This window comes from uncultured Castellaniella sp. (assembly GCF_937988725.1).
Classification (GTDB): Bacteria; Pseudomonadota; Gammaproteobacteria; order Burkholderiales; family Burkholderiaceae_B; genus Castellaniella.
In genome coordinates this window covers 68,396-88,812 of sequence record NZ_CALKHS010000010.1, presented here as the reverse complement: position 1 = coordinate 88,812, position 20,417 = coordinate 68,396, and the positions used below count along the sequence as shown (strand labels likewise).

The window sequence follows — 20,417 nt, the reverse complement described above, 5'->3', positions numbered from 1 at the left end:
GGGTTACGCTAAGGGGTTTTCGGCATCCCTTCACACCATGTCAGAGACTTCAGCTCCGCCCACGACCGCCGCCTCGGCCCTGCCGGTCATCGCCATCCGTAACCTGAGCAAGACCTACGCCTCGGGACATCAGGCCCTGAAACAGATCGACCTGGACATCCGGGCCGGCGAGATCTTCGCCCTGCTGGGCCCCAACGGCGCCGGCAAGACCACGCTGATCAGCATCGTCTGCGGCCTGGTCAACCCCAGCACCGGCACGGTTCAGGTCGCCGGCCACGATATCGTACGCGACTATCGGGCGGCCCGCTCCGCCATCGGCCTTGTGCCCCAGGAGCTGACCACGGACGCCTTCGAGACCGTCTGGGACAGCGTCCGCTTCACGCGCGGGCTGTTCGGCAAGACCCCCGATCCCGCCGGCCTGGAGCGCATCCTGCGTTCCCTGTCGCTCTGGGACAAGCGCGACAGCAAGCTGATGACCCTGTCGGGCGGCATGAAGCGGCGCGTGATGATCGCCAAGGCCCTGTCGCACGAACCCGCCATCCTGTTCCTCGACGAACCGACGGCGGGAGTGGACGTGGCTCTGCGCAAGGACATGTGGAACCTGGTGCGTTCCCTGCGGGCCACCGGGGTCACGATCATCCTGACCACCCACTACATCGAGGAAGCCGAGGAAATGGCCGACCGCGTGGGCATCATCAACCGAGGCCAGCTGCTGCTGGTGGAACGGAAGGCCAGCCTGATGCGCCAGCTGGGCCAGAAAGGCCTGACGCTGCACCTGCAAGAACCCCTGTCCCGCATCCCGGACAGCCTGAAATCCTGGCCCCTGGACCTGGCCGAGGACGGGCGCGCGCTGCGCTACCGCTACGAATCGCCGCAGGCGGGCGAGGACGTGCCCGCCCTGATGGCCGCGCTGCAGGCCGAAGGGCTGCGGCTGGCCGATCTCGACACGGAACAGCGATCCCTGGAAGACATTTTCGTCGATCTCATCGGAGGACCGGCATGAATTGGCCAGCCATCTACGCCATCTATCGTTTCGAGATGGCCCGCACCCGGCGCACCCTGATGCAGAGCATCATCGCGCCGGTGATCTCGACGTCCCTGTACTTCGTGGTGTTCGGCACGGCCATCGGGTCGCGCATCCAGCAGGTGGGCGACGTCAGCTACGGGGCCTTCATCGTGCCCGGGCTCATCATGCTGTCGCTGCTGACCCACAGCATCTCGAACGCGGCCTTCGGCATCTATTTTCCGAAGTTCACCGGCACCATCTACGAGATCCTCTCCGCCCCCATGTCCTACCTGGACATCCTGCTGGGCTACGTCGGGGCGGCGGCCACGAAATCCATCATCCTGGGCGTCATCATCCTGGCCACGGCCACGCTGTTCGTGCCGCTGCGCATCGATCACCCGGGGGCGATGATGGCCTTCATGGTGCTCACGGCCTTCACCTTCAGCCTGCTGGGTTTCATCATCGGCATCTGGGCCGACAACTTCGAAAAGCTGCAGTTCGTGCCGCTGCTGATCGTCACGCCCCTGACCTTCCTGGGGGGCAGCTTCTATTCCATCGACATGCTGCCGCCCTTCTGGCAGCAGGTCACGCTGCTGAACCCGGTGGTGTACCTGGTCAGCGGCTTTCGCTGGAGCTTCTTCGGGCTGGCCGACGTCAACATCTGGCTCAGCCTGGGCATGACGTCCCTGTTTCTGGCAGCCTGCCTGGCGGTCGTCGCCTGGATCTTCCGCACAGGCTACAGGCTGCGTCCCTGAAACCGGCTTACCGCATCTTGTCCAGCGCCTGAGCCAGCGTGCCGACCGTGCGCTCGACGTTGTGCAGCTTGTCCAGGCCGAACAGGCCGATGCGGAACGTCTTGAAATCCGCCGGTTCGTCGCAGGCCAGGGGCACGCCCGCGGCGGCCTGCAGGCCGGCCTCGGCGAATTTGCGCGTGGACTGGATGCCGTCGTCGGTGGTGTAGCTGACCACCACGCCCGGGGCCTCGAAGCCCGGCGCGGCCACGCTCTTGAAACCGCGTTCGCGCAGCAGCGCGCGCACGGCGTCGCCCAGCTGCTGCTGTTCGGCCTTGACCCGGTCGTAGCCGTAAGCGCCGGTTTCCGCCATGACGTTGCGCAGCACGATCAGGGAATCCGTGGGCAGCGTCGTGTAGTAGGCATGGCCGCCCTTTTCGTAGGCTTCCATGATGCCCAGCCATTTGCGCAGATCGCAGGCGAAGCTGGTGCTGTTCGTGGATTCGATGCGCTGGCGGGCGGTCTCGCCCAGCATGACCAGGCCGCAGCAGGCCGACGAAGTCCAGCCTTTCTGCGGAGCCGAAATCAGCACGTCCACGTGCACGTCCTTCATGTTCACCCAGATCGTGCCCGACGCGATGCAGTCCAGCACGAACAGGCCGCCTTCGGCGTGCACCGCATCCGCCACCCGGCGGATGTAGTCGTCGGGCAGCATGATGCCCGAGGCCGTTTCCACGTGGGCCGCGAAGACCACGTCGGGCTTGAATTCCCGAACCGCCGCGATGACCTCGTCGAGCGGCGGCGGCGCGAAATGCGCCTGCGCGCCGGATTCGACCGGACGGGCCTTGAGCACGCGGGATTCGGACGGAATATCGCCGGTCTCGAAGATCTGCGTCCAGCGGTAGCTGAACCAGCCGTTGCGGATCACCAGGCAGCGCTTGCCGGTGCCGAACTGGCGGGCCACGGCTTCCATGCCGAACGTGCCGCTGCCGGGGATCACGATGGCGGAATGGGCGCCATACACGGTTTTCAGAGTGCGGGAAATATCACGCATGACCGTCTGGAACGACTGCGACATGTGATTCAAGGCGCGGTCGGTGTAGACCACGGAATATTCCAGCAGACCGTCCGGGTCGACCTGGGGTAGCAATCCTGGCATGGGTTTCTCCAGTTAAAGAACCTTACGATTGTAGACTTCCCTATAATGTCATGCGCCATGGGCCGCAACAGGCCATGCGCCACCCACACAATAACCCAAGAAATAAGGCCGGGCAGTCATCTGAAATCCGACCCCCCGCACCCAAGAGGAGCAACCATGGAGACCACCCTGATGGCCGAGTCGGAGCCCCCTGCTCAAGAGGACGAGGCCCCTGTCACCGTCCCCCCCTATCTGATCCGTCGGGAACCGATCCTGGACCAGAACCGCGGTCTGTGCGGCTACCGGCTGCGCATCCTGTGGACCGAATCCGAAGCGGGCCACGCGGATCCGGGCGCCGCCCTGATCCAGGCGGCCCGGGAACACGGCGTCGGCAGCTTCCTGGCCTACGCGCCGCATTGGGTCGACGCCACTCCCGCATTGCTGCATAACGCCTTCACGCTGACGCTGCCGCGCAGCCGCTGCTATCTGGAATTCCCCGAATCCCTGGAAATCACGCCGGAACTGATCCAGTCCCTGCAAGGGCTGGCCCACGCCGGCCTGAAGTTTTCCCTGCGCGGCGACCTGGCGGCGAAGCCCGAACGCGAGGCCCTGCTGCCCTTCGTCCGCGCCGTGGGCTTCGATCCCGCGCTCAGCACCAAAGCCGAGATTTTCCGCCAGAGCTTCCAGCACAAGCAGGCGGGCCGGATGCTGATGGCCGTCAACACCCCCGACAAGGCCACCCTGGACAATTTCCTGCTGCTGGGCTTCACGGTGTTCCAGGGCCACTGGCCCATGGACCGGACCGCCGCCTCGCTGACACCTCGCCAGAAGATCCTGCTGCGCCTGATCACCCTGATCATGGGCGAAGGCGAAGCCCCTGAAATCGAATCCTGCCTGAAGCAGGACGCCGAACTGGTCAAGACGCTGCTGGACATGGTCAACACGCCGGCCTACGGGCTCAGCCAGGAAGTCGAATCCCTGAGCCAGGCCATCATGCTGCTGGGCCGCCGGCAGCTGCAGCGCTGGATCCAGGTCCTGATGTACACGGAAGCGGGCCGGCCCGCCGGATACCTGTCCCCCATCCTGGTCCAGGCCAGCGCCAGGGCCCACCTGATGGAAGCCCTGTCCACGCTGCGCCACCCCGACCAGTCCGTCCGGGCGGAAGCCGCCTTCACCACCGGCATCCTGTCCATCATGGACCAGCTGTTCAACGGCACCATGCAGGAACTGCTGGCCCAGGTCAGCGTCGACGTCCCCATCCGCGACGCCCTGCTGCGGCGCGAGGGCGAACTGGGCGCCGATCTGCGGTTGGCCACATTGATCTTCCCTTCCGACCGGGACACGGCCGAAGACCCGGCGCCGCTGCTGCAGGCCCTGAACGTGCAGGCCGAGCAGCTCGGCCCCCTGGTCCAGCAGGCCTTCACCTGGGCGCACGGCATCACCCGCGCCGCTCCATGACCCCTCCTCCGGATCCGGCCTCCTTGTCCGCCCGGCCCGCGCCGCGCGGACTGGGCGGCTGGCTGCGGATTTCGCATATTTCCTCGGGCTTCATCGCCGTGCTGGTGGGCTACACCAGTTCGGTGGCCATCGTTTTCCAGGCGGCCAGCGCCGCCGGGGCGCAGGATGCGCAGCTGGCATCCTGGATGTGGGCGCTGGGCATCGGCATGGGCATCACCTGCATCGGCATGTCGCTGGCCTGGCGAGCGCCCGTGCTCACGGCATGGTCCACTCCGGGCGCCGCCCTGCTGGCCACCAGCCTGGGCGACATCGGCCTGGCCCAGTCCATCGGGGTCTTCATCGCCAGCTCCCTGCTGATCACGCTGTGCGGCCTGACCGGCTGGTTCCAGAAGATCATGGACTGGGTGCCGCGCCACCTGGCATCGGCCATGCTGGCCGGCATCCTGCTGCGTTTCGGCATGGACCTGTTCGTCTCCATGCATGGGCAACCGACGCTGGTCATCGCCATGTTCGCGGCCTTCATCGCCGCGCGGCGCCTGCTGCCGCGCTACAGCGTGCCGCTGGCCCTGCTGGCGGGGATCGTCTGCGCGCTTCTGCAAGGCGATCTGTCCCTGGGCGGGCTGGACTGGAGCCCCGCCCACCCGGTCTGGATGGCCCCCGCCTTTTCCGCATCGGCCCTGATCGGCGTGGCGATTCCGCTCTTCATCGTGACGATGACTTCCCAGAACATACCGGGCCTGGCCGTGCTGCGCGCCAATGGCTATGCCAGGGTGCCGGCATCCCCGCTGATTTCCTGGACCGGCCTGACCGGCATCGTCCTGGCGCCGTTCGGCGGCTTCGCCTACAACCTGGCCGCCATCACGGCCGCCATCTGCATGAGCCCCGACGCCGACCCGGACACCCGGGAGCGCTACAAGGCATCCGTGTGGGCCGGCGTGTTCTACCTGCTGACCGGCATTTTCGGGGCCACCGTCGTCGCCCTGTTCGCCGCCTTCCCGCACGAGCTGGTCGCCGCCATCGCCGGCCTGGCCCTGCTGGGCACCCTGGGCAACAGCATCCACGAATCGCTGCAGGCCCCCGAAGGCCGGGAAGCCGCCCTGGTGACATTCCTGGCCACGGCATCGGGCATGAGCCTGCTGGGCATCGGCAGCGCCTTCTGGGGCCTGGTGCTGGGGATCATCTGCCACGCCGTCCAGCGGCGGCGCGCCTGATACGGATCGACGGACGGGAACCAGGCCCCCCGCCCGCCGGGCGGCCGTTCAATGGCGCGTCGCGTACTGCTTGATCAGATTGCGCGCGGCGGCATACAGGTCGGCTCCCTGGCCGCCCTTCTTGTCCACGGCCTGGATCCAGAGATCCCGCACGCCCTGGGTGGCCGCGACCCAGTTCTGATATTCGGCCTCATCCATGTAGTGGAAGACGCTGCCGTTTTCCTTCGACGTCTTCATGAACTCGGCTTCCCGTTCGTCGAACACGGTGCGCCCGGCCCAGGCCGACACGTCGGCGCCGCTATTGTCGTCGATGATCTTCTTCAGATCGGCTGGCAGGCTGTCGTAGCGCGCCTGGTTCATGCCAAACAGGAAGATCGAATTGCCCATGCGCGGCTTGCCCTGGGGCACATCCAGATGGTAGCGGGAGATCTCATCGAGCTTGATCGCGGGAACGCCTTCCCACGGCACGGCAGCCCCGTCGACCACGCCCTTGGCCAGGGAATCGGGCACCGCAGGCAGCGGCATCTGCACCGGCACCGCGCCGATGGCGTCCAGCATCTGCGAGTTGACCCGGTTGGCCGAACGGATCTTCAGGCCCTTCATGTCGGCCAGCGTCCGGGGCTGCTTGCTGACGAAGTGCATCAAGGTGCCGCCATGGGTATGCATGAAGATCGGATGCACGCCTTTGTATTCGTCCAGGGCGTACTTCTGCGTGAATTCCCACAGGGCTCGGCTGCCGGCCTCGGCATTGGGCACCAGCCAGGGCAGTTCGTAGACCGCGCTCTTGGTGAAGCGCCCTGCGGCATAGGTGGGCAGGGTCCAGACGATGTCCGCCACGCCGTCGCGGGCCTGATCGAACAGCTGCGCCGGCGTGCCGCCGAGTTGCATGGCCGGATAGATCTGGCACACCATGCGATCCTGCGATTCCTTGGCGATCTTGTTGCACCAGGGCTGGATCATGTTGACCTGGGCATTGGAGGTGGCCGGCAGGAAGTGGTGAACCTTGAGGACGATCTGTTCGCCATGCGCGGCCGCGGTCAGCAGCAGGCCGGCGGCCACACCGCCCAGCAGACGTCGGGAGAATGCGCGGTAAGAGGTTTTCACGGTTTGTCTCCTTGGGGAATGGGAAGGGTTTCCCTTTTTTTGAATCGTTGATCGTCAGAGCGCCCCGAACGTTCGGACCAGCACCAGGGAAATGCCGGGAAACAGCACGAGGGCGGCGATGCGGATGAAGTCCGAGGCCAGGAAGGGCACGACGCCCTTGAAGGTGTCGGTCAGGGGCACGTCCCTGGCCATGCGGTTGATGATGTAGACGTTCATGCCCACGGGGGGGTGGACCAGGCCGATCTCCACCACCATCAGGGCCAGGATGCCGAACCAGATCGACTTGTCGTCATGGCTCATGCCGTAGAAATCCAGCCCCATCACCATGGGATAGAAGATCGGAATCGTCAGCAGGATCATCGCCAGCGAATCCATGACGCAGCCCAGGAAGATGTAGACCAGCAGGATGGAGACGATCACCAGGAAAGGCGACAGGCCGCTGTGCTGCACCCAGGACGCGAGTTCCGCCGGCATCTGCGACAGGGCCAGGGACACGTTGAGCATGTCGGCGCCCAGCAGCACCAGATAGATCATGGCCGTGGCCTGCGCCGTGCCCAGGGCGCTTCCCAGCAGGCCCTTCCAGCGCAGGCCGCCCGACACCACGGCGATGATCCCGCAGGCCGCCGCGCCGATGGCGGCGGCTTCGGTCGGCGTGGCCCAGCCGGCGTAGATTCCCACGATGACGATGAAGAACACGGCCAGCACGGGCCCGACCTGGATCAGGGCCTTGATGCGGTCCGGCCATGGCGCCCGGGCGCCCGCGGGACCCATGTCCGGCTTCCAGCGCACGATGAGCTGGATGACGATCATGTAGCCGATCATGGCCAGCAGGCCCGGAATGACGGCCGCCATGAAGAGCTTGCCGATGGATTCCTGGGTCAGGATGGCGTAGATGATCAAGGGCACGGAGGGCGGAATCATGATGCCCAGCGTGCCGCCCGCCGCCAGGGCGCCGGTGGCCAGGCTGCCCGCGTAGCCATAGCGGCGCAGCTCCGGCAGCACCACCTGGCCCATGGTCGCCGCCGTCGCCAGCGAGGAGCCGCAGATGGCGCCGAAGCCAGCGCAGGCGCCCACCGCCGCCATGGCGACCCCGCCGCGCCGATGGCCGATGAAGGCGCTGACGAAACGGAACAGGCTGCGGCTCAGGCCACCGTGCGTGGCGAACTGCCCCATCAGCAGAAACAGCGGAATCACCACCAGGTCGTAATTGGACAGCCGGGCGTACGCCAGATTCTTCAGCGACGCCATCAGCGGCGCCCAATTGCCCCCGGTCAGATAGACGTAGCCGCCGGCCCCCGCGATGAACATCGAAATGCCGATCGGAATCCGGATGACCATCAGGACCAGCAGGACGGCGAACATGAGAAAGCCGATGCCGATGCCGCTCATGGCAGGACCTCCGGCGCCCCGCCCCGGCTGGCCCGCAGATGCTGGACGCACATGTACAGGCCCGCCAGGGCCAGCAGCGCGAAGCCCGGCACCATGCCGGCCTGGGCCAGCCACACGGGCCACCCCAGGATCGCGGACGTTTCCCCGGCCTCGCGCAGGGACAGCGCCCCCACCCCGCTGCGCCAGGCGATCAGCGCGCCGAACAGGCCCACCAGCAGGGATCCCAGCGCATCGAGCCGATGAATGGTCTGAGGCCGGGCCCGCGCCGTGAAGAAATCGACCTTGACGTCGCCGCCTTCCAGATGGCAATAGGCGAAGAAGGTCGCCGAAGCGGTCGCGGCCACCATCATCAGGATTTCCATGTCGCCCGGCACCGGCATGGCGACCAGCTTGCGTCCGACGATGGAAATCAGCGACATGACGACCAGGGCCACGAAGGCCAGGCCGCCCAGCGCCGCCAGGCCTTTGGACGCATTCAGCAGCGCGCGGCCCCAGGGCCCGAACTGGTCCGGATGCAGCGCTGCGGCGGCGTGGGCCTCGTCGACCGAGGGTGTGTGCATGATGTCTCCTGTGGAATTATTGTGCGCATGCGAGCGGCGGGCATCGCTGCAGACCGGGCGTCGGCGCCCGGCCCGCAGCCGCTGCCCGGCCTCAGAAGGGATAGACGCGCGGCGTCGTCTGGACGGAGATCCAGCGCAGATCGGTGAAGGCCTCGATCCCCGCCCGGCCGCCAAAGCGCCCGTAGCCGCTGTCCTTGACGCCGCCAAACGGCATCTGCGGCTCGTCATGGACGGTCGGGCCGTTGACGTGGCAGATGCCCGATTGCACCCGCCCCGCCACCCGCATGGCCCGGGCCACGTCGGCCCCGATCACGGCGGCGGACAGGCCGTAGGCGCTGTCGTTGGCGCAGGCCACGGCGGCGTCCTCTCCCTGGACGCGCACGATGGCCTTGACCGGCCCGAAGGTTTCCTCTGCGTAAATGCGCATGGCCGGCGTGACGTGATCCAGCAAGGTGGCCGGCATCAGGGTGTCGTCGGCCTTGCCTCCGCACAGCAGCCGGGCGCCCTTGTCCAGCGCATCCTCGATCATGGCGTTGCAGCGCCGCACGGTGGACATGTCCACGACGGACCCCAGCACCACCGGCCCCTGGCGCGGATCGCCCACCGGCAGGCCGCTGACCTTGGCGGTCAGCCGCTGGACGAAAGCGTCGGCGATCTTCTCGTCGACGATGATGCGCTCGGTGGACATGCAGATCTGCCCGGAATTGGCGAAGGCGCCGAAGGCCGCGGCGCCGACGGCGCAGTCCAGGTCGGCATCGTCGAGCACGATCAGGGGGGCCTTGCCGCCCAGTTCCAGCACGACGGGCTTCAGATGCTGGGCGCACAGGCCGGCGATGATGCGCCCGACCTTGGTCGATCCGGTGAAGTTCACGCGCCGGGTCGCCGGGTGCGCCACCAGGGCCTCGACCACGGCGGGGGCGTCCTGCGGCGCGTTGGTGATGAAATTCACCACGCCGTCCGGCAGGCCCGCTTCCTGCAGGGATTCGATGATCAGGCCGTGCGTGGCCGGGCACATCTCCGAGCCCTTGAGCACCACGGTATTGCCGCAGGCCAGGGGCGCGGCCACGGCCCGCACTCCCAGGATGACCGGCGCATTCCAGGGCGCCATGCCGACGACCACGCCCGCCGGCACCCGCTGTCCCATGGCCAGGTTGCCCGGCACGTCCGAGGGAATGACCTCCCCGCCGATCTGCGAGGTCAGCGCGGCGGCTTCGCGCAGCATGCCGGCCGCCAGGTGCACGTTGAATTCCGCCCACAGCCCCGAGGCGCCGGTCTCGGCCGCCATGGCGGCGACGAAATCCGCCTGGCGCGCCTCCAGCGCATCGGCCGCGCGGCTGAGCAAGGCGCGGCGCTGGCCGGGCCCCGTCTGCGACCAGGCGGCGAAGGCGTCGGCGGCGGCCTGCACGGCGGCCCGGGCATCCTCGGGGCTGGCGGCCGGCGCCACCGTGGCGACCTGGCCATCCAGGGGATTGCGGCGCTCGAACGTCCCGCCCTGGCCGGCGGGCTGGCGCCGGCCTCCGATCAACAGGGAAATTGTGCTCATGATGTCCTCCTGTGCATAGCAAACAATGGGGTGTCCGGATCGCGTTCCGCCATCAGGCCACTTCGATTTCCAGCAGAACTGGCCGCTTCGTGTCCAGGGCCTCGCGCAACGCGGCCGGCAGAGCGTCCGGGTCCGACACGCGCATCGCCTCGCAGCCCAGGCCCCGGGCCAGCGCCACAAAATCGATGTCGGGCAGATCCACGCCGTGCAGCGCATCTCCTTCGGTGAACCCATACACGGGGGCGAACTCCCGCAGGGCGGCATAGCTACGGTTCTTGAGAATCAGGAAGGTGATGGGCAGGCCCAGCTGCGCGGCGCTCCAGAGCCCCTGGATCGAATACATGCTGGAGCCGTCTCCCAGCACGCCGATGACTTTCCGGTCCGGCTTGCCCAAAGCCACGCCGACGGCGGCGGGCAGGCCGAACCCCAGGCCGCCGCTGCACATCGTATAGAAGGTCTCCGGCCGCAGGATCGGCAGGTAGCGCTGCATCACCGGCCGCGCGCTGGGCGCTTCCTCGACGATGATGGAATCCGGCGCGCGGACGGCGGCCAGGGTCTGCAGCGCATAGGCCACCGACATCAGGGGCGCGGGCTCGGCGCGCGGCGCGGGCGGCCTCGCCGGCGGATCCCGGCGCGACGCGGGCCGCGGGCGGGCCAGCAGATCGCGCGCGCTCTGGCGCACGCTGCCCTGGACGGCGGTGCCGACCGGCGCCCAGGCCAGGGTATTGGGATCGTCGACGATCTGCGCCAGGACGCTGCCCGCCGGAATGTGCGGGCCCTCGCCTTCGATGTGATAGGTGAAGGCCGCCGCGCCCAGGGCCAGAATGAAATCGCGCCCGCCCAGCAGTTCGACGATGCGCTCGCGGGACGCCGGCAGGAAGCCAGCGAACAGGGGGTGGTCTTCCGGGAAGCCGTTGCGCCCCGACATGGGCGCCATCCAGACGGCGGCGCGATGGCGTTCGGCCAGCGCCACGACGTCGTCCCAGGCGCCGTCCCGATCGACGGCGGCCCCCAGGACGAAGGCGGGACGCCGCGCGGCATCCAGCTGGCGGCCGATCTGATCCAGCAGCAGCGGGTCCGGGCGCACCGAGCGGCTGACCTGGCGGGCCAGCACCGGCTCGCACAGGCGCCCCCAATCGTCGGCCGGCACCGACACCAGCACCGGGCCGCAGGGCGGCTGCATGGCCATGTAGTAGGCGCGCGCAATGGCCTGGGGCACGTCTTCGGCGCGGGCCGGCTCAATGCTCCATTTGACGTAGGGCTTGGGCAGTTCGGTGGCCTGGCTGGAAAACAGGAAGGGATCGTAGGGCAGGATGGCCCGCGACTGCTGGCCGGCCGTGATCACCAGCGGCGTGCGATTCCTGTAGGCCGTGAAAATGGCCCCCATGGCATGCCCCACCCCGACGGCGGAATGCAGGTTGATGAACGCCGCATTGCGCGTGGCCTGGGCATAGCCGTCCGCCATGCCGACGACCACGGATTCCTGCAGCCCCAGCACATAGCGAAAATCGGAGGGGAAATCGAGGAACAGCCCCAGTTCGGTGGAGCCCGGATTGCCGAAGAGCGTCGTCACGCCGAACTGCCGCAGCAGATCGGTGACGGCCTGGCGCACCGGCACCCGGCCGGCGTCCTGGGGATGGGATACGCGTTCGATGAGCGCATCTGCGTGCATGTCGTCCTCCGGATCTTCTTCAATCTTCAGGGGGGCCGGTCGCCGCCGCTGTCTTGTGAAGCCTGCCCGCATCGGCGGCGGACAAGCCGTTGAAGGCATGATGAAAGCCGCCATGATATAAATCAATAAAATAATCTAGATATCGTTTATTAGAATCATGAATAACAAGAACCTGGACCTCAACCTGCTGCGGGTCTTCGACGCCGTATATGGCGCTGGCAGCGTCAGCCAGGCGGCCGCCCTGCTGGACCTGACGCAGCCCGCCGTCAGCCAGGGGCTGACACGCCTGCGCAATCTGGTCGGAGACCCGCTGTTCGTCCGCGCGGCCGGCGGCGTGGCGCCCACGCCCCGGGCGCAGCGCATGGCGCAGCCCATCCGCGACGCCCTGCAGGCCCTGGAAAGCGCCGCGCTGGACTCGGCGCCCTTCGACCCGCTGCGCTCGGACCGGCGCTTTCGCCTGCACATGACGGACATCGGCGAAGGCCAGTTCCTGCCCCGCCTGGCGCAGGCGATGCGCCAGCGGGCTCCGCACGCCCGCATCGAAACCATGCGCCTGGCCATGCCGGACCTGGCGCCCGCCCTGGACCAGGGCCGCATCGACCTGGCCTTCGGCTTCCTGCCGGGATTGCAGGGCATGCAGTCAGCGGTGATGTTCCAGGACCGCTACATCGTCCTGATGCGCCAGCACCATCCCTTCACCCGGACGCGCCGCGCGGCGCCGATCCCGCTGGACGACATCCGGGCGCTGGAGTTCATCGCCGTGCGCACCCACGCCTATACCCATACCGCGCTGGAAGCCCTGCACATGCAGGACCGCATCCGGCTGACGACGGAACACTTCATGGCCCTGCCCTCCGTCATCGACAGCAGCGACCTGGCCGTAATCATCCCGCGCAACATCGCCCGCTCGTTCGAGCCGGCCAGGCGCTACGCCATCGTCGAGGCGGATTTCCCGCTGCGCGACTTCAACGTGGGCATCCACTGGAGCCGCCGGCAGGACGGCGACCCCGCCCACCGCTGGCTGCGCAGCCTGGTCCTGGAGCTCTACCAGGAGACCTGAAGCGGCGGCGGCCGGGACGGCCGTCAATCCCCGCCCGGCCCCGATCCGCCCACGCCGACCGGGGCCGGCGCCAGGTTGGCGATACGCTTGAACAGTTCGGCGTAGCGGTTGCCCTGGCCCGACCAGGGATCGCCGTTGCGCGCGAAATCCGCATTGATGTCCCGCCATTCCTCTGCGCTGAACAGGCGCCGCGCTTCCGGCAGGATGCGGGATTCTTCCATGTTCAGATGCACCCATTCATGCGCGGTGTAGGCGCGCACGGCATCCCGGAACCCGTGAAAGGCATCCGCCCCGCCCTGGAGATAGGCGACCAGAGCCCGGTCCAGCCGGCTGGTGGCCGGCACGGCGTCGCGGTGCTCGGCTTCCAGCTGGTCCAGTTCGGCGTCGAGGTTGCGGGTCTTGGCGCGCAACAGCGCGAAGACGCGGTCTTCCTTGGGGTGATGCAGCTTGTCGGGCATTTCCGAGATGTACTCCACCAGGCTGGCCAGCAACTTGAAATCGGGCTGCAGGCGGCCCGACTCGATGCCATCCAGGACGCGCGACAAGGCGCTCAGGATGGCCGCGATGGCCCGGTGCTCCTCGTGGATCGCCTCGATGGCCGGAATCGGCGCCTCTTGGGCCGCGCCCGAAACGCCCGCCGGCGATTCCTGTTCGGTCGACCCCGCCCCCAGCCAGCGGTCCAGCATGGCGCCGTCCCGCAGCAGCGCGTCGCTGTCGCCGGCGTACACGACCTTGCCGCGCTCCAGAATCAGGGCCTGGCGCGTGATCGGCAGGATCTGCCGCGCATGCTGCTCGACCAGGATGACGGCCATGCGTCCTTCCGTGACCATGCGGTCGATGATGTGCAGCAGTTCCTGCGCGATCAGGGGCGCCAGGCCTTCCAGGGGCTCGTCCAGCAGCAGCACCTTGGGGTTGAGCATCAGCGCCCGGCCCATGGCCAGCATCTGCTGTTCGCCCCCCGAGAGCTGATTGCCCAGATTGGCGCGGCGTTCCCGCAGACGCGGGAACAGGTCGTAGACGCGATCCAGCGTCCATTCCCCGGGACGGGCGACGACGGTGAGGTTCTCCTCGACCGTCAGGGATTTGAAGATGTCGCGTTCCTGGGGCACCCAGCCCAGGCCCGCCCGCGCCCGCAAATGGCTGGGCACCCGGGCGATGTCGCGGTCCTCGAAGAAGATCCGGCCCTTGCGCAGCCGGGTCGCGCCCATCAGGGTGGCCAGCAGCGTGGTCTTGCCCATGCCGTTGCGCCCCAGCAAGGCCAAGCTGTCGCCCGCCGCCAGCGAAAAGGACAGGTCCTCCAGGATGATGGCGTCGCCATATCCGGCCCAGACGTTTTCCATGCGCAGGAGTTCAGCCATGGGATTCTCCGAGATAGACTTCCTTGACCTTGGGGTGGCGGGCGATGACTTCAGGGGTGTCTTCCAGCAGCAGGGCCCCGGACACCAGCACCGAAATCCGCTCGGCGAAGCGGAAAACCAGATTCATGTCGTGTTCAATCAGCAGGATGGTGACGTCGCGCGGCAGCTGCGCGATGGTGTCGAACAGTTCGCGGGATTCGCCCGTGGGCACGCCCGCGGCCGGTTCGTCCAGCAGCAGGACCTTGGGGCGCAAGGCCAGCGCCAGCGCGATTTCGATCAGCCGCTGGCGGCCGTACGCGAGGTCGCGCGTGGTTTCATAGGCATCGGGCAGCAGCTTCAGCCGGTCCAGGATCTCGGCCGCCTCGTCGAGCACGTCCGCGCGGGCCGACAGCGGCTTCCACCACTGGAAGCCCAGCCCCTGGCGCTCGCTGACGGCCAGGGCCACGGATTCCAGCACCGTCATGCCCATGAAGAGCTGATTGATCTGGAACGTGCGCACCAGGCCCTGGCGGCAGCGCTCGTGCTGCGGCATGCGGGTGACGTCCTGCCCCATCAGGCTGACCCGCCCGGAGGTGGGCTCCAGGTAGCCGGTCAGCAGATTGATCAGAGTGGTCTTGCCCGCTCCGTTGGGGCCGATCAGGGCATGGCGCGCGCCGGCGGGGATGGCCAGATTCACCTGATCGGTGGCGACGAAGCCGCCGAAACGCCGGACCAGGTCGTGGGTTTGCAGAACCGCGTTCATGAAGAGGACTCCGTGCGGGCAGTGGCCTGGGCCCTGTGCCGGGCCGATCGCATCCATTGCTGCGCCGTGCCCAGAATGCCGCCGCGCGCGAACAGCACGACCAGCACCAGGATCAGGCCCAGCCAGAACTGCCAGTACTGCGGGTTCATGTCGGACAGGAAATAATTGATCATGACGAAGACCACGGCGCCGACCAGGCCGCCGTACAGGTGCCCGGCGCCGCCCAGGATCAGGATCAGCAGCAGATCGGCCGAACGCTGGAAGCTGAGCACGTCCAGGGACACGAACTGGTTGGTCTGGGCCAGCAAGGCGCCCGCCACCCCGGCGTAGGCCGCGCCAATGGTGTAGATCTTCACCAGGCGCCTGTTGACCGGCACGCCCAGCGCCGGCATGCGCAGCACGTTCATGCGAATGCCGCGCAGGCTTTGCCCGAAAGGCGAATACACCATGCGGCGCGCCAGCCAGAACAGGACGAACAGCACGATCACCGAATAGATGAAGCCGACTCGGCCGAACATGTCGAAATTGAAAATCCCCAGGATGGGCTTGATCTCGACGCCCGGCATGCCGTCGACGCCGCCCGTGATGCTGGTGAACTTGTTGGCCAGCTCATAGAGCATCAGCGCCACGCCCAGCGTAACCATCAGGCGCGACAGGTCGTTGCCCCGCAGCAGCAGGAAGCTGCTGAGAAAACCCACCAACCCGGCGAAGAACGCCGCCAGCGCCAGCCCCAGCAAGGGGTCTCCCAGGCCATGGGAACCCAGCAGGCCCACGGTGTAGGCGCCGATGCCGAAGAAGGCGGCATGGCCCAGGGAAATCACGCCGGCATAGCCGAAGATCAGGTCCAGCGACAGGGCGAACAGGCCGGTGATGGCGATCTGGCTGAGCAGCAGGTAGTTGCCCGGGAAGGCGAAATACGCCAGGACCGGCAGGCACCAGAACAGGTATTCCAGGGGCTTCCAGTGGGCCGAGCGGCGGTACGCGGCCAGCGCTTCGGTTCGCTGCGCCCCCCGGTCGGCGCCCGCCCCGGACAGGAAAGAAGTCGTCATGTCGGCATCCTATTTGTGAGAGCGGCCGAACAGGCCATGCGGACGATAGATCAGCGTCACCACCATGACGGCGTAGATGATGAAGGCGCCCACCTGGGGGATGTAGTATTTGCCGGCCACGTCGGCCACCCCCAGCAGGATGGCGGCATACAGGGAGCCGAGGATGTTGCCGCTGCCGCCCACCGACACCACGATCAGGAAGTACACCAGATACTTGACGGGGAATTCGGGGTCCAGACCCAGCATCTCCACGCCCAGGGCGCCGCCCAGGCCCGCCAGGGCCGAACCCAGCGCGAAGGTCAGGCTGAAGACGCGGTTGACGTCCACCCCCAGGCCGCGCGCCACGCGCTGGTTGTCCACGGCGGCCCGCAGGCGGGCGCCGAACGAAGTGCGGATCACGGACCACTGCAGCAGCACCGCCACCAGCAGGCCGGCGATGATCAGGAACAGGCGATAGACGCCCACGTCCAGCCCCGGCATGACGTGGATCTGTCCGGACAGGAAGGCGGGCAGGTGCAGGGGCTGCTGCTGGGCGCCGAAGAAATAGTGCGCCGCCGCGACCGCCATGAACACCAGGCCGATGGAAAACAGCACCTGGTCCAGTTCCGACGCCGCATACAGGCGCCGGTACAGCAGCCGTTCCAGGATGACGCCGGCGATGGCCGGCACGATGACGGCCACGGGAAGGGTCGCCAGAAAAGGCACCCCGTAGCCATTGAGCAGGATCACGCAGGCGTAGCCGCCCAGCATGGCGAAAGCGCCATGGGCCAGGTTGACGAAGTTCATCAGGCCCAGGGTCACGGACAGCCCGACGCTGATCAGAAACAGCAGCATGCCGTAGGCAAGGCCGTCGAATAATATAGTCATGATTCATCCTGGAGGGTCAGACAGGCGGCGCGCCACCGGGGCGCCGCCTCCACAGGAAACCGGGCGGCGGAGAGGCATCGGATCACCGCCGCCGCCCGCACGGATCAGCCTTGCTTGCCGGGATCCTTCACCGCCTTGATGGTGTCGAATTCCACGTTCTGCAGCACGCCGTCCACCTTCTCGACCTTGCGGATGTAGACGTTCTGGACGATGTCGCGCGTCTGCGGATCGATTTCCACCGGGCCGCGCGGGCTGGTCCATTTCATGCCCTTGACGGCATCCATGAAGGCCGCCGCGCCCGCGTCGCCCTTGGTCTTTTCCAGGGCGGCGTAGATCAGGTGCATGCCGTCATAGCCGGCCACCGACACGAAGTTCGGGCGGTCGTTGGGATAGGCCTTATGATAGGCCGCCACGTAGGCCTTGTTTTCCGGCGAATCGTGGGCTGCGGAATAATGGAAGGACGTGATCATGCCGATGGCGGCGTCGCCCATCGCGTTCAGCACGTCTTCGTCGGTCACGTCGCCCGTGGCCAGTTCCTTGATGCCGGCCTTGTCCAGGCCGCGTTCCTTGAAGCCCTTGGCCAGCGCCACGCCCTGCTCGCCGTTGGGCACGAACAGGAACACCGCGTCGGGTTTGGCGTCCTTGATGCGCTGCAGGTAGGGCGCGTAGTCGGGGGTGGCGACCGGCGTGCGGACTTCGCCGATGATCTTGCCGCCCAGTTCCGTGAAGGTCTTCTGGAACTGCTTTTCGGCGTCATGGCCGGGGCCGTAATCGGCGACCAGGGTATAGACCGAGCGGATGCCGTTGGCGTACGCCCACTGCGCCATCGGGGCCGTGTCCTGCGGCAGGGTCATCGACACCCGGACGATGTTGGGGGACTTTTCGGTGATCGACGAGGTCGCCGCGTTCAGCACGACCATCGGGACCTTGGCCTCGGTGGCCAGGGGCGCGACGGAAAAGGCGTTCGGCGTCAGGGTGAAGCCCGCCAGGATGTCAACCTTGTCCTTGATCAGCAGTTCCTGCGCCTGGCGCTTGGCCACGGCGGGAGAAATGCCGGTGTCGTCCTTGATGATGATCTTGACCTTGCGTCCGGCCACTTCATCGCCGTGTTCGGCCATGTACAGGTCGATGCCGTGCTGGATCTGCTTGCCGTGGGCGGCGAACGGTCCGGACATGGGCATGACGATGCCGATCTTGAGGTCTTTGGCCTGAACCGGACTGAAGGCGGCGGCGGTGCTGAAGGCCAGCGCCATCGCCCCTAGGGTCTTGATGAATTTCATGGTCTCACTCCTGGGAAGATGATGGAAACACCGGTTCTCAGCCGGCTAGCTGTTGCTCTAGGTCATGCAGAACCTGATAACACGGCAGGACCTGGGCCACGCTGGCGTTGGGTTCCCGCCCCTCACGGATCGCCGCGAAGAACTCGCGATCCTGCAATTCGATGCCGTTCATGGACACGTCCACCCGGCTGACGTCGATGACTTCGTCGCGCCCGGTGACCAGATCGTCGTAGCGGGCGATGTAGGTGGCGGTGTCGCCGATGTAGCGGAAGAACGTCCCCAGCGGGCCGTCATTGTTGAAGCTGAGCGACAAGGTGCAGATGGCCCCGTTGGCCGCCTGCAGCTGGATGGACATGTCCATCGCGATGCCCAGCGTCGGGTGGATCGGCCCCTGCACGGCATGCGCCTTCACCACCGGGCTGCCGCACTGATAAGCGAACAGGTCCACGGTGTGGGCGGCGTGGTGCCACAGCAGGTGGTCGGTCCAGCTGCGCGGCTCGCCCAGCGCGTTCATGTTGGTGCGGCGGAAGAAATAGGTCTGCACGTCCATCTGCTGGATGTGGAATTCACCCGCCTGGACGCGCTGATGCACGTACTGATGGCTGGGATTGAAGCGGCGCGTGTGGCCGCACATGGCGACCTTGCCGCTTTGCCGCGCCAGGTCCACCAGGGACTGCGCGTCCCGCAAGGTATCGGCCATGGGGATTTCGACCTGCACATGCTTGCCGGCCCGCAGGCAGGCCATGGCCTGGGCCGCATGCATCTGCGTGGGTGTGCACAGAATGACGGCATCGACGTCCGGACGCTTGAGGACATCGTCCAGGTCGGTGGAGGATTGTTCGATGCCGTACTTCTGCGCCACAGCACGGGTCTTGTCCAGGTCGCGGCTGACCAGGGCGACGACGTCCACGCCGTCGATGCGGGCGATGCCGTCCAGGTGCTTGATGCCGAAGGCCCCCGCCCCGGCCAGGGCGACTTTCAGGTGCTGCTGGGTCATGATTGTTCCTCCAGGATCAGGTGCCCCACCGCCGTGTTCGACGCGGGCACATGGTAGAAGCGGTGCGCGACGCGCGGCGCGGGTCCGCCCGCTGCATCGGCCATGGCCCCGCGGGCGATCAGCCACATCACCAGTTCGATGCCCTCGGAACCGGCTTCGCGCACGTAATCGATGTGCGGCACCGCCGCCTGCCCGGCGGGATCGGCGATCAGTCGATCCAGGAAGGCGTTGTCGAATTCGCTGTTGATCAGGCCGGCGCGGGGCCCCTGCAGTTGGTGACTCATGCCGCCGGTGCCCCAGATCTGCACGTTCAGGGGCCGGTCGAAGCTTTCGATGGCGCGGCGGATCGCCTGCCCCAGTTGGAAGCAGCGGCGGCCCGAGGGCACCGGATACTGGACCACGTTGACGGCGAACGGGATGACGGGGCACGGCCAGGCCTGGGGCTGGCCGCACATCAGCGACAGCGGCACGGTCAGGCCGTGGTCCACGTCCATCTTGTTGACGATGGTCAGGTCGAAATCCTGCTGGATCACCGACTGGGCGATGTGCGCGGCCAGTTCGGGATGGCCGATCACGGGCGGCACGGGGCGCGCGCCCCAGCCCTCGTCGGCCGGCTGGTACTGTTCGGCGCAGCCGATGGCGAAGGTCGGGATGAAGTCCAGGCTGAAGGCCGTGGCGTGATCGTTGTAGACCAGGAAGATCACGTCGGGCGTGTGATCCCGCAGCCATTGCTTGGACAGCTCATAGCCCTTGAACAGGGGCGCCCAGTACTCGGTGCCCGTCTTGCCCAGATCCAGGGCGGCGCCGATGGCCGGCACATGGGACGTGTACACGCTGGCGGTGATGCGGGCGTGGGTCTGGCTCATGAGTGGTCTCCGATTTTGCGGTTGCCTTTGACGGAACGGCCGCCCGCCAGCATCATGGCGGCGTAGTCCTCCTGGGACATGCCGGTCATGCTGGCGGCCATGTACTGGAAGGAACGGCCATCGGTGGCGCCCAGCTTGGCCAGGAAATAGATGTTGCCGCCCAATGCCAGGCAGCGGTTCAGGTCGCGCGCCAGCACGGCCTGCTTCTGGTCCTCGGACATGGGCCATTCATCCAGGTAGGCGCGCTCGTCGGCCAGGAATCGCTTGCGGTTCTCGGCCTTCATCAGCGACATGCAGAACTGGTTCAGGTGATAGCCCAGGCGGGACTGGTCGGCATCGAAGATCGTGGTGCCCGGGATATCGGTATAGGGCTTGTTCAGGGACAT

The 20,417-nt window shown here is 67.0% G+C and carries 19 protein-coding genes and 1 pseudogene; 5 read left to right on the top strand and 15 right to left on the bottom strand.

Annotated features, from left to right (window positions below):
- The first annotated feature begins 37 nt into the window (after positions 1 to 37).
- Both Q0263_RS10770 and Q0263_RS10765 read left to right on the top strand, forming a co-directional pair.
- Entirely contained in the window at positions 38 to 1,003 is a 966-nt protein-coding gene (locus Q0263_RS10770; RefSeq protein ID WP_298015838.1) for an ABC transporter ATP-binding protein, read from the top strand.
- Positions 1,000 to 1,761 carry an ABC transporter permease gene (locus Q0263_RS10765; protein ID WP_298015836.1) on the top strand — a complete coding sequence of 254 codons (762 nt, stop codon included), beginning with the start codon at positions 1,000 to 1,002 and terminating at the stop codon, positions 1,759 to 1,761. Before Q0263_RS10770 ends, Q0263_RS10765 begins: the two co-directional genes overlap by 4 nt.
- A 7-nt stretch (positions 1,762 to 1,768) precedes the next feature.
- Here the strand turns inward: Q0263_RS10765 and Q0263_RS10760 are convergent, their stop codons facing one another.
- On the bottom strand, positions 1,769 to 2,896 hold the full coding sequence (locus tag Q0263_RS10760) for an aminotransferase class V-fold PLP-dependent enzyme (protein ID WP_298015834.1): 1,128 nt from the start codon (positions 2,894 to 2,896) through the stop codon (positions 1,769 to 1,771).
- A 156-nt stretch (positions 2,897 to 3,052) separates the two neighbouring features.
- Between Q0263_RS10760 and Q0263_RS10755 the strand changes: the two genes are divergently transcribed.
- Positions 3,053 to 4,333 carry an HDOD domain-containing protein gene (locus Q0263_RS10755; RefSeq protein WP_298015832.1) on the top strand — a complete coding sequence of 427 codons (1,281 nt, stop codon included), beginning with the start codon at positions 3,053 to 3,055 and terminating at the stop codon, positions 4,331 to 4,333.
- Complete coding sequence (locus Q0263_RS10750; protein WP_298015830.1) at positions 4,330 to 5,544, top strand: benzoate/H(+) symporter BenE family transporter; 1,215 nt, start codon at positions 4,330 to 4,332, stop codon at positions 5,542 to 5,544. Before Q0263_RS10755 ends, Q0263_RS10750 begins: the two co-directional genes overlap by 4 nt.
- Before the next feature lie 48 nt (positions 5,545 to 5,592).
- On the opposite strand, the gene Q0263_RS10745 is transcribed toward Q0263_RS10750, so the two are convergent.
- The 5 genes from Q0263_RS10745 to mdlC all read right to left on the bottom strand — a co-directional run bounded on the left by Q0263_RS10745 (position 5,593) and on the right by mdlC (position 11,812).
- Positions 5,593 to 6,648, bottom strand: a complete 1,056-nt coding sequence (locus Q0263_RS10745; RefSeq protein ID WP_298015829.1) for a TRAP transporter substrate-binding protein — start codon at positions 6,646 to 6,648, stop codon at positions 5,593 to 5,595.
- A 54-nt stretch (positions 6,649 to 6,702) separates the two neighbouring features.
- Positions 6,703 to 8,037 carry a TRAP transporter large permease gene (locus Q0263_RS10740; protein WP_298015827.1) on the bottom strand — a complete coding sequence of 445 codons (1,335 nt, stop codon included), beginning with the start codon at positions 8,035 to 8,037 and terminating at the stop codon, positions 6,703 to 6,705.
- The gene (locus tag Q0263_RS10735) at positions 8,034 to 8,597 is read right to left on the bottom strand and encodes a TRAP transporter small permease (protein ID WP_298015825.1); all 564 of its coding nucleotides are present in this window, start codon (positions 8,595 to 8,597) and stop codon (positions 8,034 to 8,036) included. The genes Q0263_RS10740 and Q0263_RS10735 overlap by 4 nt, the downstream gene beginning before the upstream one ends.
- 91 nt (positions 8,598 to 8,688) lie before the next feature.
- On the bottom strand, positions 8,689 to 10,140 hold the full coding sequence (locus tag Q0263_RS10730) for an aldehyde dehydrogenase (RefSeq protein WP_298015823.1): 1,452 nt from the start codon (positions 10,138 to 10,140) through the stop codon (positions 8,689 to 8,691).
- A 52-nt stretch (positions 10,141 to 10,192) separates the two neighbouring features.
- Entirely contained in the window at positions 10,193 to 11,812 is a 1,620-nt protein-coding gene (mdlC, locus tag Q0263_RS10725) for a benzoylformate decarboxylase (protein WP_298015821.1), read from the bottom strand.
- A gap of 157 nt (positions 11,813 to 11,969) precedes the next feature.
- Between mdlC and Q0263_RS10720 the strand changes: the two genes are divergently transcribed.
- On the top strand, positions 11,970 to 12,872 hold the full coding sequence (locus Q0263_RS10720; RefSeq protein ID WP_298015819.1) for a LysR family transcriptional regulator: 903 nt from the start codon (positions 11,970 to 11,972) through the stop codon (positions 12,870 to 12,872).
- Positions 12,873 to 12,895: 23 nt separating this feature from the next.
- Here Q0263_RS10720 and Q0263_RS10715 read toward each other — a convergent pair whose 3' ends face one another.
- The 9 genes and pseudogenes from Q0263_RS10715 to ligA form a co-directional block, all read right to left on the bottom strand.
- The gene (locus Q0263_RS10715) at positions 12,896 to 13,558 is read right to left on the bottom strand and encodes a hemerythrin domain-containing protein (RefSeq protein ID WP_298019030.1); all 663 of its coding nucleotides are present in this window, start codon (positions 13,556 to 13,558) and stop codon (positions 12,896 to 12,898) included.
- A gap of 33 nt (positions 13,559 to 13,591) precedes the next feature.
- Positions 13,592 to 14,230 (bottom strand): annotated as a pseudogene (locus Q0263_RS10710) (ABC transporter ATP-binding protein); the annotation flags it as partial.
- Positions 14,223 to 14,972, bottom strand: a complete 750-nt coding sequence (locus tag Q0263_RS10705) for an ABC transporter ATP-binding protein (RefSeq protein WP_298015817.1) — start codon at positions 14,970 to 14,972, stop codon at positions 14,223 to 14,225. The gene Q0263_RS10705 and the pseudogene Q0263_RS10710, both read right to left, overlap by 8 nt.
- Complete coding sequence (locus tag Q0263_RS10700; protein WP_298015815.1) at positions 14,969 to 16,021, bottom strand: branched-chain amino acid ABC transporter permease; 1,053 nt, start codon at positions 16,019 to 16,021, stop codon at positions 14,969 to 14,971. Before Q0263_RS10700 ends, Q0263_RS10705 begins: the two co-directional genes overlap by 4 nt.
- 9 nt (positions 16,022 to 16,030) lie before the next feature.
- Entirely contained in the window at positions 16,031 to 16,888 is an 858-nt protein-coding gene (locus Q0263_RS10695) for a branched-chain amino acid ABC transporter permease (RefSeq protein ID WP_298015813.1), read from the bottom strand.
- A gap of 104 nt (positions 16,889 to 16,992) precedes the next feature.
- Positions 16,993 to 18,168, bottom strand: a complete 1,176-nt coding sequence (locus tag Q0263_RS10690; protein WP_298015811.1) for an ABC transporter substrate-binding protein — start codon at positions 18,166 to 18,168, stop codon at positions 16,993 to 16,995.
- A 37-nt stretch (positions 18,169 to 18,205) separates the two neighbouring features.
- Positions 18,206 to 19,165: a Gfo/Idh/MocA family oxidoreductase gene (locus tag Q0263_RS10685; RefSeq protein ID WP_298015809.1), complete on the bottom strand. Its 960-nt coding sequence runs from the start codon at positions 19,163 to 19,165 to the stop codon at positions 18,206 to 18,208.
- Complete coding sequence (locus tag Q0263_RS10680) at positions 19,162 to 20,031, bottom strand: class III extradiol dioxygenase subunit beta (protein ID WP_298015807.1); 870 nt, start codon at positions 20,029 to 20,031, stop codon at positions 19,162 to 19,164. Before Q0263_RS10680 ends, Q0263_RS10685 begins: the two co-directional genes overlap by 4 nt.
- A complete protein-coding gene (ligA, locus tag Q0263_RS10675; protein ID WP_298015805.1) occupies positions 20,028 to 20,417 on the bottom strand; it encodes a protocatechuate 4,5-dioxygenase subunit alpha in 390 nt (129 codons plus the stop codon). The genes Q0263_RS10680 and ligA overlap by 4 nt, the downstream gene beginning before the upstream one ends.